The following is a 14,957-nucleotide window of genomic DNA, read 5'->3' as shown; positions in this document are numbered from 1 at the left end:
AGGATGGGGGTCATGAAGAAGACGGCAGTGGTGACAGGCGCGAGCAGCGGGATCGGAGAGGCCACCGCGCGGCGGCTGGCCGCCGAGGGCTACGAGGTCGTGGCGGGGGCCAGGCGCAGGGACAGGCTCGACAAGCTGGCCGCCGAGGTGGACGGCATCACGCCCGTGACGCTCGACGTCACCTCCCAGGAGTCGGTGGACGAGCTGGCCGCCTCCCTGTCCCGCTGCGACGTGCTGGTCAACAACGCCGGAGGCGCCATCGGGCTGGAGTCCGTGGCCGAGGGCCGCGTCGAGGACTGGCAGCGGATGTACGACACCAACGTGCTCGGCTCGCTGCGCGTGACGCAGGCGCTGCTGCCCAAGCTGGTCGCCTCGGGCGACGGCGTGCTGCTGATGCTGACCTCGGTCGCCGGCCTCGTCTCCTACGAGGGAGGCGGCGGCTACTGCGCGGCCAAGCACGCGCAGACCTCGATGGTCGAGACGCTCAGGCTGGAGCTGGTCGGCCAGCCGGTGCGGATCATCGAGATCGCGCCGGGAATGGTGCACACCGAGGAGTTCGCGCTCACCCGCTTCCGCGGCGACGCCGACGCGGCCTCGCGCATCTACGAGGGCGTGCCGGGACCGCTGACGGCCGACGACGTGGCCGACGCGATCACCTGGAGCGTCACCAGGCCCGCGCACTTCAACGTCGACCGCATGGTCATCAGGCCGCGCGCCCAGGCCGCGCAGCACAAGGTGCACCGCGTCAGTGGCTAAACCCGTCGGCAGCGTCACGAGGGGCACGACCGGCGTCAACAGGCTGCGCAGGGCCGACCGGTGGCTGACCGCCGTCCACGGCAGGCTGCTGCGGGCGGCCGAGCGGCCCCTCGTGGTCGACCTGGGGTACGGCGCGTCCCACACCACCACGCTGGAGCTGTTCACCCGAGTGCGTGCGGTGGCGCCCGACGCCGAGGTCGTCGGGATCGAGATCGACCCCGCGCGGGTGGCGCTGGCCAGGCCGTACGAGAGGGAGGGGCTGTCCTTCGTCCTCGGCGGCTTCGAGCTGCCCGTCTCGCGCCCGCCGACCGTCGTCAGGGCCTTCAACGTGCTCAGGCAGTACGGCGAGGCCGAGGCGTGGGGCTACTGGGACCTCCTGCGCGGCAGGCTCGCGCCCGGCGGTGTCCTGGTGGAGGGGACCTGCTCGGAAACCGGGCACAGGGCGGTGTGGGTCTGCCTCGACGCGTCGGGGCCGAGGACGCTGACGTTCTCGGCGAGGTTCAACGCCTTCGAGCGGCCGTCGGACCTGGCCGACCGGCTGCCGAAGACGCTCATCCACCGCAACGTGCCTGGCGAGCCGATCCACGCCTTCCTCCGCGACTTCGACAGGGCGTGGGCCTTCGCCGCCCCCTATGGAGCGCACGGCCTGAGGCAGCGCTGGCTGGCGGCCGTCGAGACCCTCGTGGAGGGCTGGCCGGTGTACCGCACGGCGCCGCTGGGTGGAACGGGGCGCTGGCGGCTGGGCGAGCTGACCCTGCCGTGGGCGGCCGTGGCGCCGATCTCGTAATCTGCCCCCTATGTTGCGTTTTGTCCTGAGCCCTGAGCTGACCGAGGACCTCTTCGACGACGTGCTGGACTGCTGGGTCGATGTGACCAACGCGGGAGGCGCGGTCGGATGGGTGCCGCCTGTGACAGCGGACGACATCAGGCAGGTCGCCACCGCGACCTTCGCCCGCTGCGGGGAGAAGGGCCCCGACAGCCTGCTGGTCGGCCTGGACGGCGAAGGCCGGGTGGCCGCCTGGGCCGTCCTGGTCGCCAACGCCAACCCCCTGATGGCGCACTGGCGCACCGTGATGCGCGTGATGGTGCACCCCAAGCACCAGGGCAAGGGCTACGGCGCGGACCTCATGCGAGCCGTGGCCGACGCGGGCCTGCGGCTCGGGCTCGAGGCGCTCAAGCTGACCTGCAGGGGCGGGCTCGGCCTTGAGTCCTTCTACGCCGGGTGCGGCTATCAGGAGATCGGCCGCCAGCCACTGGCGATCAGGGTCGCGCCCGGCGACGACCGCGACGAGGTCGCCATGGTGACATTTCTGGAGCAAAGGGCGTGATGTCGCTCTCATCTGCCTCCCAGATCCCAGCTCGACAGCCTGTAGTACTACGCTGATGAGTGTGAAGGGTCTTGGCGAGCTCGAACGCAGCATCATGGACATCCTCTGGGCGCAGAACACCCCGTTGACGGCCCGTGAGGTCGGCAGGCTCATCGAGGAAAGAGACCTGGCGCCCACCACCGTCATGACCGTTCTCGACCGTCTCACCCGCAAGGGCTTCCTCGACAGGACCCGCGACGGCAGGGCCTGGCGCTACCAGCCGGCCGAGAGCCGCGACAACTATGTCGCTGAGCTTATGCTTGAAGCCTTGGACATGACGGGCGACCGCTCGGCCGCCCTGACCCGCTTCGCCCAGGCCGTGTCAGGCCCGGAGGCGGAGATCCTGCTCAGAGCTTTGTCGGAGCTGGAGGAAGAGTGATCACGGCGGCGGCGTTGTCAGCGCTCGCCGCGGCGTGCGCTCTTGGCGCCTGGCGCTTCACCACCGCGCGCTGGACCTCACGCGCGCCTCGCCTCGCCATCGCGCTGTGGCAGTCGCTCGGTGTCACGTGGGGTCTGGCCAGCATCGGAGCCCTGCTCGCCTACGCCGTCACGCCGTACGACAGGGGCGTGATCCACGGGCTGGCCGCCTTCGCGAGGGGAAGGAAGCCCGACGCGACCTGGGACCTCTGGCACGCGCTCGCGATGATCGCGGGCCTGACCCTGCTGGCCGTGCTCGTGGCGGTCCTGGTGACCGCCGGCGTGCAGACCCTGCGCGCCCGCCGCCGCCACCGCCTGGTGCTCTCGCTGATCGCCCGCGAGGAGCCCGGCATCCCTGGCGTGCGGGTGCTCGACCACCCGGGCGCCGCCGCCTACTGCGTGCCGGGCCTGCGCTCGCACGTCGTGGTCAGCTCGGGCACGCTCGCGCTCCTGTCGCACGACGAGCTGACCGCGGTGCTCGCCCACGAGTCGGCCCACGTCCGCGAGCGCCACGACCTGGTGCTGCTGCCCTTCGGGGCGCTGCGCAGGGCGCTGCCGTGGTCGAAGGTCGTCAGGGACGCCCAGGCGCAGGTCGAGCTGCTGGTCGAGATGGCCGCCGACGACCGCGCCCGCCGCTACTGCTCCCCTCGCCGCCTGGCCACCGCCCTGCTCCGCTTCGGTACGGCGGGAGCCGTCCCGACCCCGAGCGGCATGCTCGGCGTCGCCCAGTCTCAGGTCATGGCGAGGGTCGACAGGCTGATCAAGCCGCGCCCCGAGCTGTCGCGCTCGACGCGCTACGGGCTGGTCGCGCTGAGTGTGACGTTGACCACGTCCGCCCCCTTCCTGTGGGCGCTGCCCTTCTGACCTCACTGTTCGCCGCTTGCAGGTGTTAGCTGTCCGTTTGCAATTGCAAGCACGGCGAGGCAGACTACAGGTATGGCACTACCCAAGGTCGGCTCGATCGGCGAGTACATCCGCGAGCAGCGGCAGCAGGCGAAGATCTCGCTGCGGCAGCTCGCGGCCGCGGCAGGGGTCTCCAACCCCTACCTCAGCCAGATCGAGCGCGGCCTTCGCAAGCCGAGCGCCGAGATCCTGAACCAGATCGCCAAGGGTCTGCACATCTCGTCTCAGGCGCTCTATGTCCAAGCAGGCCTGATCGAGGATCGCGAGCCGCCGAGCGACGTGATCACCGCGATCAGGAGCGACAGCCTCATCACCGAGCGGCAACGCCAGGTGCTGATCGATATCTACGAGTCGTTCCGCAAGGAGAACAGCGCCGAGGACGAGCAGACCTCCCAGAATGCTCATCCCCGGCACGGCTCCGACACGGACGACGAGCCGCCGCTGCCAGAGGAATTTCTCGCCGCTCTTGAGCCCTTCGCGGCGACCTCGAACAACGGCATCGTCACCCAGGAAACCAAGGAAGGTTAACCCATGACGCTGGCCACCGAGGTCAAGAAGCTCACCGAGTCCAAGCCGTTCTACGCCGTCGCGGGCGCGGGCGACTTCGCCGTGGAGAAGCTCCGCGAGTTGCCCGAGCAGCTGCAGAAGCTGCAGTCGCGGCGCACCGACATCACCAAGGACCTGCCGGTCAAGGCGCGCGAGGTCCGCACCAAGGCCGAGGAGCTCGCCCGCGAGTTCCCCGAGAAGGCCCGCGTGTACGCCGACCAGCTCGGCAGCAAGGCCACCGAGTTCTACGAGGAGTTCGCCACCCGCGGCCGCAAGGTCGTCAGCAAGGTGAGCGGCGAGGCCGCGCTGGAGCTGGAGGAGGTCTCCGAGGCGGCCGAGCCGCCCGTGGCCACCCCGGTGAAGAAGACCACCCGCGCTCCCAGGGCCACCACGAAGGCCTGACCAGGAAGCACCGAGGACCCTCGCCCGCAGTGCGGGCGGGGGTCCTTCGCACATCGGCGGCCGTTCAACCCGGTGAAGCGGACCCGGGAGGTCTCGGGCTTGCTTGCCGTAAGGGATTGGCAACCGGTTAGGGTGGGGGGCGACATTGCGGTACTGGGCGGAGCGAACATGATCTCCTTTGGACTTGACCTCATTTTCGCGATCCTCGCGATCATCGCGTTCGGCATGACCGTGTGGGCCCTCATCCACGCGATCCGCACCCCTGCCAACGCGTTCGTCGCCGCGGGCAAGCTGCAGAAGAAGTGGTGGCTTCTGATCCTCGGCCTCGGCACGCTGTTCTCGTTCGCCACGGCGTGGGGCTATTTCGGCGCGAGCGGTCTGGCGCGGCTCAACATTTTCGCGATCGCCTCGGTCATCGCGGCGGGCGTCTACCTGGCCGATGTCAAGCCGGCTGTCACCGGAATGGGCAAGGGTGGCAATAACGGTCCTTACGGGCCGTGGTGACATAGGAAACCATCTGTTAACGCTTCCGGAACAATGCTACGTTCGCGGGAGCGCTCCCACCCTGCGCGCATCATCCGGTGTGTGGAGGACAGATGCCAGATCAGCCCACCCTCGCACAGGTCGCCGCCGAAGCCGGAGTCTCCCCGGCGACCGCCTCCCGTGTCCTGACCGGGTCAGTCAGGGTCACGACCTCGACGCGTCGTCAAGTGCACGACGCGATGTCCCGCCTTGGTTACGTACGGCGGCGCGCGCCGCACGGCGTCTCCTCGCGCAGGACCGACCGGTTCCTCGCCGCCGTCGTGTGCGAGCCCGCGCCACGCCTGTTCGGTGAGCCCTTCTACGCCAGGCTGCTGTCGGCCTTCGAGGAGGCGCTGGCCGAGCACGGCGTCCCCCTCATGGTCATGACGGCCGCGCACGCCGTGCCCCCTCTGGTGGCCAAGGGGATCGACGGCGTGCTCCTGGTCGGGGCGCGCGACGGGCATCCGCTCGCGGTCACGCTGGCCGCCTCGGGCATCCCCGTGCGCTGCGTCGGGCGCCCGCCCGACGGGCTGGCTCTGCCGTACGTGGATCTCGACAACCGCGACGGCGGACGCCAGGCCGCCGAGCACCTGCTGCTGTCGGGCAGGAAGGCGATGGCGGTGATCGCGGGACCGCCCGCGATGCCCGGCGCCCGCGCCCGGGTCGAAGGCTTCCTCACCACGCTGACCAGCGCGGGCATGACCAACGTGCCCGTCGCCTACGGGGACTTCAGTCACCTGTCGGGCGCGCAGGCGATGCGGTGGCTGTTACGCCGCTTACCCCACCTGGACGCGGTGTTCGCCGCCTCGGACGTCATGGCGGTGGCCGCGCTCCAGGTACTCCACCGAGCGGGACGCCGGGTACCCCACGACGTCGCGCTCGTCGGTTTCGACGACGCGCCGGTCGCCAGGCACGTCAATCCGCCGCTGACGACGGTGAGGCAGCCGGTGGAGGAGCTCGCCGTCGTCGCCGCCCGCCTCCTGCTGAACGGCCAGCGGCACAACCCCGTCCTCCCCACCGAGCTGGTGGTCCGTGAATCCGCGTGAGGGCGAGCTGCTCGCCAGGCGGTACGAGCTGCAGGAGCGCATCGCCACCGGCGGGATGAGCGTGGTGTGGCGGGCCTTCGACAGGTCGTTGCACCGCACCGTGGCCATCAAGCTGCTGGCCGGGCCGTTCTCCTGCGACAGGGAGATCATCAGGCGCGAGGCGAGGGCGGCGGCGCGGCTGGTCCACCCCGACGTGATCGAGGTGTACGACTACGGCGAGACCGTCACCCCCGGCGGACGGCTGGCCGCCTACGTCGTGATGCGCCTGCTCGACGGGCCCTCGCTCGCCGACAGGATCGCCTCGGGCCCGCTGCCGTGGCCCGAGGCGGTGACGGTGGCAGGCCGGCTGGCAGGAGTGCTGTCCGCCGCGCACGCCCAGGGCATCGTGCACTGCGACGTGACCCCTGCCAACGTCCTGCTGACCTCCGACGGCGCCAAGCTCCTCGACTTCGGGATCGCGGCTCCGGCCGGGTCGTCGTACGAGGAGCTGTCGGGGACCCCGCCCTACGTGGCGCCCGAGCGGCTGGCGGGCGCGCCCGCCGACCCCGCCGTGGACGTGTACGCGCTCGGGGTGGTGCTCTTCGAGATGCTCACAGGACGGCTGCCGTACCCGGAGACGACGTGGGAGGACGTGGCGGCGGCCCGCCACCACGGTCCCGCGCCGGTGCCCGAGGGCGCTCCCGAGGTGGTGGCCGGGCTGTGCCGTGCCTGTCTCTCGCCGGATCCCGCCAGGCGTCCGACCTCGCGTGAGGCCGCCGCAGTCCTCCGCTCCGCCTGTGCGCGGGAGGGCACGCACCCCGCCCCCTCGTCCGTCGCAGGGGCGCCGAAGAGCTCGCGGAAGGGCGCGCGGAGGGTTCACGGGTGGTCCGGGCGGGCGACGATGACGGCGGGGGCGCTGCTGTTGTCCGGCGCCGCGCTCACGGTCGCCACCGGGTACGGGCTGCCCGACGCCACGCCGTGGATGGCCCTTCCGCTCCCGATCTCCACCGCCACCGCCGAACCCGTGACCCCTGCGTCGCCGAAGGGGAGCCCTCCGGCCACGCCCGCGAACGCTTCCTCGGCGACCCCCTCACCCCGCCCGGGAAGCGGCCTCGAGAGCAGCCCCGTGTCCGATCCGATCGGCACGGAGAAGAACCCGCCGGTCGAGCCCCCTACGGCCGGCCCTGGCCCCGATGGCGGGACGCGTGCATCCGCCGATCCCGTGGGACGAGAGGCCGCGGCGGCCCCGCGTCCCACGGTCGAGGAGGCCGTGGCCGAGTTCAACGACGCGCTGGACAGGGGGCTGGCAGGCGCGTCGATCCGGTACGACGTGGCGCTCGACCTCCGCCAGGTCCTGGCCAATCTGGCCCGTTCGGGCTCAGGCGACCTGGAGCAGGTGCGCGTCAAGCTGCACGACCGCCGGCGCGAAGGGGTGCTGGCCACGGACCTGCTCAGGGTTCTCGACCGCCACCTCGGCGCCGTCGAGAACGCCCTCCGCGCCCGCTAGCCCGGTCCTGCCGCGCGGCGGACGGGCATCCAGGTGGGTGTGGGGCCTGTCGTCAGGAAGTCGGTGATCAGCCTGACGCACAGCTCCGGCTTCTCGTGGAGGAGCAGATGGGAGGTGCCAGGGACGACGGCCAGCTGCGCGTCGCGCAGGCCCCTGTACAACGCCAGCGTGTGCTCCAGGGTCACGATGTCGTCGTCGGCGGCCATGACCAGCGTGGGGCAGGTGACGGCGTCCAGATCGGCGCTCGCCAGCCCCTGCTCCTCGCTCACCGACCTGGCGACCTTGGCGATCACGACGGGGAAGTGGTCGGGGCCGTCGGGCGACACCTCCGCGTAGGCCGCCACCAGAGGCGCGGGCGGCGGAGCGTCGGCGGTGGGCCGCAGGATCATCCCGTCGGGATGGAAGCCGCCGCTGACCAGGACGAGCCGTTCGACCAGGTCGGGACGGCGCACGGCGACCCACAGCGCCACGATCGCGCCCGCGCTGTAGCCGGCCAGCCGTACGGGCCCGTCGACGGTCTTCTCCAGGAACGCGATGGTGTCCTGGGCCATCACCCCGATCGTGATCGGCCCTTCCACGTCGGCGGTGTGGCCGTGTCCCCTGCGTTCGGGCAGCAGGAGCCTGAACCGGTCGGCCAGCGCGTCGAGGTTGCCCGTGAAGTCCCTGCTGTCGGTGAGACCGCCGTGGAGCAGCACCACCGGATCGCCTTCGCCGCGCTCGTCGTACCAGGTCCGCACGCCGTTCACGTCCACGTAGTCAGCCATCGTGCCGCCTCTCCTTCGACTCCGGGTGAGTGTTCATGCCGGTGGTACGAAGCGGCGGCCGGAAACTCATCGGAACAGCGCTTCGGCCTCCTCACCCGACGGCAGGCCGAACAGGGGGAAGAGCCTGCCTGCGTCGAGGTAGGTCGTCAGCTCGGTGATCAGGCCGCCCGACAGCGAGAGGACGACGAGGGCGAACGGCTCGTGCCTGCCGTACGGGCCTGTCGGCAGGTACTGGGCGAAGGCCGGCGAGCCGTTGGCCACGGTGGGCAGCAGGCGGGCGCCCTCGCAGGGACGGCCCGCCGCGAGCAGCATCTCGCGGATCTCCGCGCGGCCGCGCCGCCACCACGGGAACGGGGGCATGGACGTCGTGGCGTCCTCGTGCAGCAGCGACACCAGGCTCTCGACGTCGTAGCGCTCGAAGGCGTCGCAGTAGCGGGCCAGGAGCCGCCGTTGCTCCTCGTCCATCGGCCGGTACGGCTCGGCGGGCGCGACGGGCACCGTCCTGAGCGTCGCCCTGGCGCGTTGCAGCGCGCTGGTGACCGACGCGACCGAGCTGTCGAGCAGCCGAGCGACCTCGTCGGCCTTCCAGCACAGCACGTCGCGCAGGATCAGCACCGCCCGCTGCCTGGGCGGCAGATGCTGCAGCGCGGCGACGAAGGCCAGGCGGATCGTCTCGCGCTGCGCGGCGACCTCCGCGGGGTCGCCGTCGGCGCGCACGAGCCTGCCGTCGGGAATCGGCTGCACCCAGGCGCTCTCGGGAAGCGGCGGGCCCAGGTCGGGACCTGCCTGGGCCTGCGGGCCCAGATCCATCGCGCGGGCGCGACGCTGCGCGCTCCGCAGCATGTCCAGGCAGACATTGGTGGCGATGCTGTACAACCAGGTGCGCAGCGAGGCCCTGCGCTCGTCGAAGCGGTCCAGGCTCCGCCAGGCGCGCACGAGCGTCTCCTGCACGGCGTCCTCCGCCTCGAAGGGCGAGCCGAGCATCCGATAGCAGTATCCGACCAGTTCGGACCTGTGCGGTTCCAGCTCTCTCGCCTCAGGCACGGCCGGCCTCCTTCATGGGGGCGACAGTACCCCGAGGGGCGAACGAAGGCGTGAGCGGCGGCCGGGCGCCCCGTCACCGCTGAAAGTTTCATCCGCGCCGGTCGGGGGCGGCGGGGTGTAGCCGCAGCATGGGTGCCGGATGGGAGCAGGCGCCGGCGGGAGCGCCCCGACCGCTCGTTGACATCACTGGAACGCATCGCAGAATGTGTCTTGGGAGCGCTCCCACGATCCCCCCGCATCTCCCGCAGAGGAGCACCTCCAGCATGTCCAAACCCCGCGCCCGCAGGCGCCTGACCATCGCGGCGCTGGTCGTCATGGCCGCCGGCACGGCCACGATCACACCAGCGCACGCCGCCGTCGCCTGCGGCGTCGACTACACGATGAACGACTGGGGCGGGGGTTTCACCGCCAACGTGAAGATCACCAACCTCGGCGACCCGCTCACCGCGTGGAAGCTCGGCTTCGGCTTCCCCGGCACCCAGAAGATCTCGCAGGGCTGGAGCGCCACCTGGAACCAGTCAGGCGCGAACGTCACCGCCGACAGCCTGTCGTGGAACGGCAACCTGGGCACCGGCCAGTCGACCACGATCGGCTTCAACGCCACCTACACCGGCCCCAACGCCAAGCCGTCCGCCTTCACCGTCAACGGCACCGCCTGCACGGGCGCCAACCAGGCTCCCACCGTCAAGGTGACCTCGCCGAGCGCCGGGGCGACGTTCACCGCGCCTGCCACGGTCGCCGTCGCGGCGGAGGCGGGCGACGCCGACGGCAGCGTGGCCAAGGTGGAGTTCTTCCAGGGCAGCACGAAGCTCGGCGAGGACACCACCGCGCCCTACGCCCACAGCTGGGCGGACGTGGCCGTGGGTGAGTACTCACTGACGGCGAGGGCGACCGACGACAAGGGGGCGATCACCACCTCAGCCCCCGTCGGCATCAGCGTCAAGGCCGACAGCGCGCCCGCCGTCGTGGCCACTCCCAGTGGCGTCACCGTCCCCGAGGGCGGCGAGGCCTCCTACGAGGTGAAGCTGTCCAAGCAGCCGGCGGCCGGCGTGACCGTGGCGACGTCCAGGACGTCGGGCGACACCGACCTGACCGTGAAGTCGGGCGCCTCCCTGACCTTCACCACCTCGAACTGGAGCACCGCGCAGAAGGTGACGATCGCCGCCGCCGAGGACGCCGACCAGACCTCGAGCAGCGCCGAGTTCACCTCCACCGCGACCGGCCACGGCGCGGCCAAGGTCACCGCCTCGGAGGCGGACAACGACCTGGGCGGGGACAACGAGTACACCAAGCGCTTCATCGAGCTCTACAACGACCTGAAGGACCCGGCCAACGGATACTTCTCGCCGGAGGGCGTGCCGTACCACTCGGTGGAGACGCTGCTGGTCGAGGCGCCCGACCACGGGCACGAGACGACCAGCGAGGCCTACAGCTACTACCTGTGGCTCGAGGCCGCCTACGGCAAGGCGACGGGCAACTGGGCGCCGTTCAACGACGCCTGGGCCTCGATGGAGAAGTACATCATCCCCGCGACGGCCGACCAGCCGACCAACTCCTTCTACAACGCCGCCAAGCCCGCCACCTACGCCGGTGAATGGGACGACATCGCGCAGTACCCGTCGAAGCTGGACACCGGCGTCAGCGTCGGCCAGGACCCCATCGCCGCCGAGCTCAAGGCCGCCTACGGCACCAGCGACATCTACGGCATGCACTGGCTGCTCGACGTCGACAACACCTACGGCTTCGGCCGCTGCGGCGACGGCACGACCAAGCCCGCCTACATCAACACCTACCAGCGCGGCCCCGAGGAGTCGGTCTTCGAGACGATCCCCCAGCCGAGCTGCGACACCTTCAAGCACGGCGGCAAGAACGGCTTCCTCGACCTGTTCACGGGCGACGCCAGCTACGCCAAGCAGTGGAAGTACACCAACGCCCCCGACGCCGACGCCCGTGCCGTCCAGGTGGCCTACTGGGCGCACACCTGGGCCAAGGAGCAGGGCAAGGAGTCGCAGATCACCGCCACGGTGACCAAGGCCGCCAAGATGGGCGACTACCTGCGCTACGCGATGTACGACAAGTACTTCAAGAAGCAGGGCTGCACCAGCACGAGCTGCCCCGCCGGCACCGGCAAGGACAGCTCGGCCTACCTCATGAGCTGGTACTACGCGTGGGGCGGCGCGCTCGACACCAGCGCGGGCTGGGCCTGGCGCATCGGCTCGAGCCACAACCACTCCGGCTACCAGAACCCGATGGCGGCGTGGGCGCTGTCGAGCGTCGACGTGCTGAAGCCGAAGGGTGCGACCGCCGTACAGGACTGGGGCACCAGCCTCAAGCGGCAGATCGAGTTCTACCGCTGGCTGCAGTCGGCCGAGGGCGGCATCGCGGGCGGCGCCACCAACAGCTGGCAGGGCCACTACGCCACCCCGCCCGCCGGCACGCCGACCTTCTACGGCATGGCCTACGACTGGCAGCCCGTCTACCACGACCCGCCCTCCAACCAGTGGTTCGGCTTCCAGGCCTGGTCGATGGAGCGCGTCGCGGAGTACTACAACGTGACAGGCAACGCCGAGGCCAAGGCCGTGCTCGACAAGTGGGTGAAGTGGGCGACCGACCACACGACGGTCAACACCGACGGCACCTACCAGATCCCCTCGACGCTGGTGTGGACCGGGCAGCCCGACACCTGGAACGCCGCGAGCCCCGGGGCCAACGCCGGGCTGCACGTCACGGTCAAGGACTACACCACCGACGTCGGCGTCGCAGGCTCCTACGCCAAGGTGCTGATGTACTACGCGGCCAGGTCGGGCGACACCAAGGCGCGTGACATCGCCAAGGGCCTGCTCGACGGCATGTGGAAGAACAACCGCGACGCGAAGGGCGTCTCGGTGGCGGAGACGAAGGCCGACTACAAGCGCCTGGCCGACAAGGTCTACGTGCCCGCCGGATGGACCGGCACCATGCCCAACGGCGACGTCATCAACAGCGACTCCACGTTCCTGTCGATCAGGTCCTTCTACAAGAACGACCCCGACTGGCCCGAGGTCGACGCCTATCTGAAGGGCACCGGCCCCGTTCCCTCCTTCAACTACCACCGCTTCTGGGCGCAGGTCGACGTGGCCGTCGCGCTCGCCGAGTACGGCCGCCTGTTCAGCTAGAGCACCGGAGGGGGCGGCTCGCCAGAGCCGCCCCCTGACGGAAGGAATCCCTCATGCGCAAGGCGCTCATGGCGTTGCTGTTACCCGCGTCCCTGCTCGTCGCCCAGCCCGCGCAGGCCGCCACCTTCGAGTACGGCGAGGCGCTGCAGAAGTCGCTGTTCTTCTACGAGGCCCAGCAGTCGGGCAGGCTGCCGAGCTGGAACCGCGTCTCGTGGCGCGGCGACTCGGGCCTCGACGACGGCAAGGACGTCGGACTGGACCTGACGGGCGGCTGGTACGACGCGGGCGACCACGTGAAGTTCGGCCTGCCGATGGCGTTCACCGCCACCATGCTGGCGTGGGGCGCGGTGGAGTACCGCGACGCCTACGCCGCCTCGGGCCAGCTCACCCACCTGCAGAACAACCTCAAGTGGGTCAACGACTACTTCATCAAGGCCCACCCCTCGCCCAACGTGCTCTACGGGCAGATCGGCGCCGGAGGCCCCGACCACGCGTGGTGGGGCCCCGCCGAGGTCATGCCGATGGCCAGACCCTCCTACAAGATCGACGCCTCCTGCGGGGGTTCGGACCTGGCCGCGGAGACGGCCGCCGCGATGGCCGCCTCCTCGATCGTCTTCCGCCCGACGAACCCCACGTACGCCGACACGCTGGTCACCCACGCGAAGCAGCTCTACACCTTCGCCGACACCGTGCGGAAGAAGTACAGCGAGTGCATCACCGACGCCCAGAGCTTCTACAACTCCTGGAGCGGCTACAACGACGAACTGGTGTGGGGCGCGATCTGGCTCCACCGGGCCACCCAGGACCAGGCGTACCTGGCCAAGGCGGAGTCGTACTACGACAACCTCGGCTCCGAGCCGCAGTCCACGACCAAGTCGTACAAGTGGACGATCGCGTGGGACGACAAGTCCTACGGCGCGTACGTGCTGCTGCACAAGCTGACGGGCAAGCAGCGCTACCTCGACGACGCCAACCGCTGGCTCGACTACTGGACGGTCGGCGTCAACGGGCAGAAGATCAGGTACTCCCCCGGTGGCCAGGCCGTCCTCGACCGGTGGGGTTCGCTGCGCTACGCGGCCAACACCGCCTTCGCCGCGCTCGTCCACAGCGACTCGATCTCCGACGCCACCCGCAGGACGCGCTACCACGACTTCGCCAAACGCCAGATCGACTACGCGCTCGGCGACAACCCGCGCGGCAGCTCGTACGTGATCGGGTTCGGCGCCAACCCGCCGAAGAACCCGCACCACCGCACCGCCCACGGCTCGTGGACCGACCAGATCAGCTCCCCCGTCGACAGCCGCCACGTCCTGTACGGCGCGCTGGTCGGCGGTCCGCCCGACCCCGACGACAAGTACACAGACAGCCGCCAGGACTACGTGATGAACGAGGTGGCCACCGACTACAACGCCGGGTTCACCAGCGCGGTGGCCAGGCTCTACCAGGAGTACGGCGGCGCGCCCGACGCGGCCTTCCCCGTGCGGGAGACCCCGGACGGCCCTGAGATCTTCGTGGAGGCGGGGGTCAACGCCTCGGGCACGGCCTTCACCGAGATCAAGGCCATCGTGCGCAACCAGTCGGGCTGGCCGGCCCGCGCGCTGAACGACGGCTCCTTCCGCTACTACTTCACCCTCGACGGCGACACCACCGCCTCGCAGATCAGCGTCTCGGCGGCCTACAACCAGTGCAAGGCGCCGACCGTGCAGCCGTTCGGCGGCAGGACCTACTACGTGAACGTCGACTGCTCGGGCACCTCCATCGCCCCCGCAGGGCAGTCGCAGCACCGGCGCGAGGTGCAGTTCCGCATCGCGAGCACCGGCACGTGGGACCCCTCGAACGACTGGTCGTACAAGGGCGTCGCCACCACGCCGGGGGCCACCCCCGTGCTCGTGCGGAACATCACCCTCCACAGCGGGGCCACCAGGATCTGGGGCAACCCGCCCGGCGACGAACCTGCCGACCAGAGCCCGCCCACCAGGCCCGGCAAGCCCTCCGTCTCCGGCATCACGGGCACCACGGCCACGCTGACCTGGGCCCCCTCCACCGACGACGTGGGCGTGACCGGCTACGACGTCTACGACGGCACCACCAGGCTGGCCACCTCGACCGCCGCCACCACCACGCTCACCGGCCTCACCCCTGAGAAGGCGTACACCGTCCACGTGGTGGCCCGCGACGCCTCGGGCAAGAGCTCGCCCGCCTCCGAGGCCACGGCCTTCACCACCTCCGACGGGCCTCCGCCCGGCGACTGCACGGCCACCTACAAGCTGGTCAACTCCTGGCAGGGCGGCTTCCAGGCCGAGGTCAGCGTCACCGCGACAGGCGGCTGGACGGTCGGCTGGACCTTCCCCGGCGACCAGAAGATCGGCCAGATCTGGAACGGCACGCACACCCAGAGCGGCGCGGCGGTGTCGGTGAAGAACCTCGCGTGGAACGCCGACGGCGGCACGTTCGGCTTCACCGCCACCGGCTCAGGCGTCACCCCCTCCCCGCTCACCTGCGTCAAGCCCTGAACCCGACGCCCGGGGAGCAGGCGCTCCCCGGGCCTT

General features: G+C 70.5%; 14 protein-coding genes. 12 read left to right on the top strand and 2 right to left on the bottom strand.

Annotated features, from left to right (window positions below; genetic code table 11):
- Positions 1-12 precede the first annotated feature (12 nt).
- The 10 genes from ABFX50_RS39610 to ABFX50_RS39565 all read left to right on the top strand — a co-directional run bounded on the left by ABFX50_RS39610 (position 13) and on the right by ABFX50_RS39565 (position 7,445).
- Positions 13-756: an SDR family oxidoreductase gene (locus ABFX50_RS39610; protein ID WP_346126430.1), complete on the top strand. Its 744-nt coding sequence runs from the start codon at positions 13-15 to the stop codon at positions 754-756.
- Positions 749-1,543, top strand: coding sequence for a class I SAM-dependent methyltransferase (locus ABFX50_RS39605; protein ID WP_346153991.1), 795 nt, complete (start codon positions 749-751; stop codon positions 1,541-1,543). The genes ABFX50_RS39610 and ABFX50_RS39605 overlap by 8 nt, the downstream gene beginning before the upstream one ends.
- A gap of 10 nt (positions 1,544-1,553) precedes the next feature.
- Complete coding sequence (locus ABFX50_RS39600) at positions 1,554-2,084, top strand: GNAT family N-acetyltransferase (RefSeq protein ID WP_346153989.1); 531 nt, start codon at positions 1,554-1,556, stop codon at positions 2,082-2,084.
- Positions 2,085-2,145: 61 nt separating this feature from the next.
- Positions 2,146-2,502 (top strand): BlaI/MecI/CopY family transcriptional regulator, encoded by a 357-nt coding sequence (locus ABFX50_RS39595; RefSeq protein WP_312895672.1) that lies wholly within the window; start codon positions 2,146-2,148, stop codon positions 2,500-2,502.
- Positions 2,499-3,404 (top strand): M56 family metallopeptidase, encoded by a 906-nt coding sequence (locus ABFX50_RS39590; RefSeq protein ID WP_183651205.1) that lies wholly within the window; start codon positions 2,499-2,501, stop codon positions 3,402-3,404. Before ABFX50_RS39595 ends, ABFX50_RS39590 begins: the two co-directional genes overlap by 4 nt.
- Positions 3,405-3,476: 72 nt before the next feature.
- Complete coding sequence (locus ABFX50_RS39585; RefSeq protein ID WP_346153987.1) at positions 3,477-3,971, top strand: helix-turn-helix domain-containing protein; 495 nt, start codon at positions 3,477-3,479, stop codon at positions 3,969-3,971.
- Between the two features lie 3 nt (positions 3,972-3,974).
- Complete coding sequence (locus ABFX50_RS39580; RefSeq protein WP_346126435.1) at positions 3,975-4,391, top strand: hypothetical protein; 417 nt, start codon at positions 3,975-3,977, stop codon at positions 4,389-4,391.
- A gap of 168 nt (positions 4,392-4,559) precedes the next feature.
- Entirely contained in the window at positions 4,560-4,895 is a 336-nt protein-coding gene (locus ABFX50_RS39575) for a DUF2516 family protein (protein WP_346153984.1), read from the top strand.
- 92 nt (positions 4,896-4,987) lie between these two features.
- Entirely contained in the window at positions 4,988-5,959 is a 972-nt protein-coding gene (locus ABFX50_RS39570; RefSeq protein WP_183651210.1) for a LacI family DNA-binding transcriptional regulator, read from the top strand.
- Entirely contained in the window at positions 5,946-7,445 is a 1,500-nt protein-coding gene (locus ABFX50_RS39565) for a serine/threonine-protein kinase (protein WP_346153982.1), read from the top strand. The genes ABFX50_RS39570 and ABFX50_RS39565 overlap by 14 nt, the downstream gene beginning before the upstream one ends.
- Here the strand turns inward: ABFX50_RS39565 and ABFX50_RS39560 are convergent.
- Complete coding sequence (locus ABFX50_RS39560; protein WP_346153980.1) at positions 7,442-8,209, bottom strand: alpha/beta fold hydrolase; 768 nt, start codon at positions 8,207-8,209, stop codon at positions 7,442-7,444. The two genes, ABFX50_RS39565 and ABFX50_RS39560, sit on opposite strands and share 4 nt — an antisense overlap.
- Before the next feature lie 66 nt (positions 8,210-8,275).
- On the bottom strand, positions 8,276-9,253 hold the full coding sequence (locus ABFX50_RS39555; protein ID WP_346153978.1) for a sigma-70 family RNA polymerase sigma factor: 978 nt from the start codon (positions 9,251-9,253) through the stop codon (positions 8,276-8,278).
- Between the two features lie 263 nt (positions 9,254-9,516).
- On the opposite strand from ABFX50_RS39555, the gene ABFX50_RS39550 reads away from it, so the two are divergent.
- Both ABFX50_RS39550 and ABFX50_RS39545 read left to right on the top strand, forming a co-directional pair.
- The gene (locus ABFX50_RS39550; protein WP_346153976.1) at positions 9,517-12,408 is read left to right on the top strand and encodes a glycoside hydrolase family 48 protein; all 2,892 of its coding nucleotides are present in this window, start codon (positions 9,517-9,519) and stop codon (positions 12,406-12,408) included.
- Positions 12,409-12,461: 53 nt separating this feature from the next.
- Positions 12,462-14,921, top strand: coding sequence for a glycoside hydrolase family 9 protein (locus tag ABFX50_RS39545; protein WP_346153974.1), 2,460 nt, complete (start codon positions 12,462-12,464; stop codon positions 14,919-14,921).
- Positions 14,922-14,957: the final 36 nt, after the last annotated feature.

The organism is Nonomuraea recticatena, assembly GCF_039533245.1.
Classification (GTDB): Bacteria; Actinomycetota; Actinomycetes; order Streptosporangiales; family Streptosporangiaceae; genus Nonomuraea; species Nonomuraea roseola.
The sequence above is the reverse complement of the archived record's forward strand: the minus strand, read 5'-3'. Positions and strand labels throughout refer to the sequence as shown.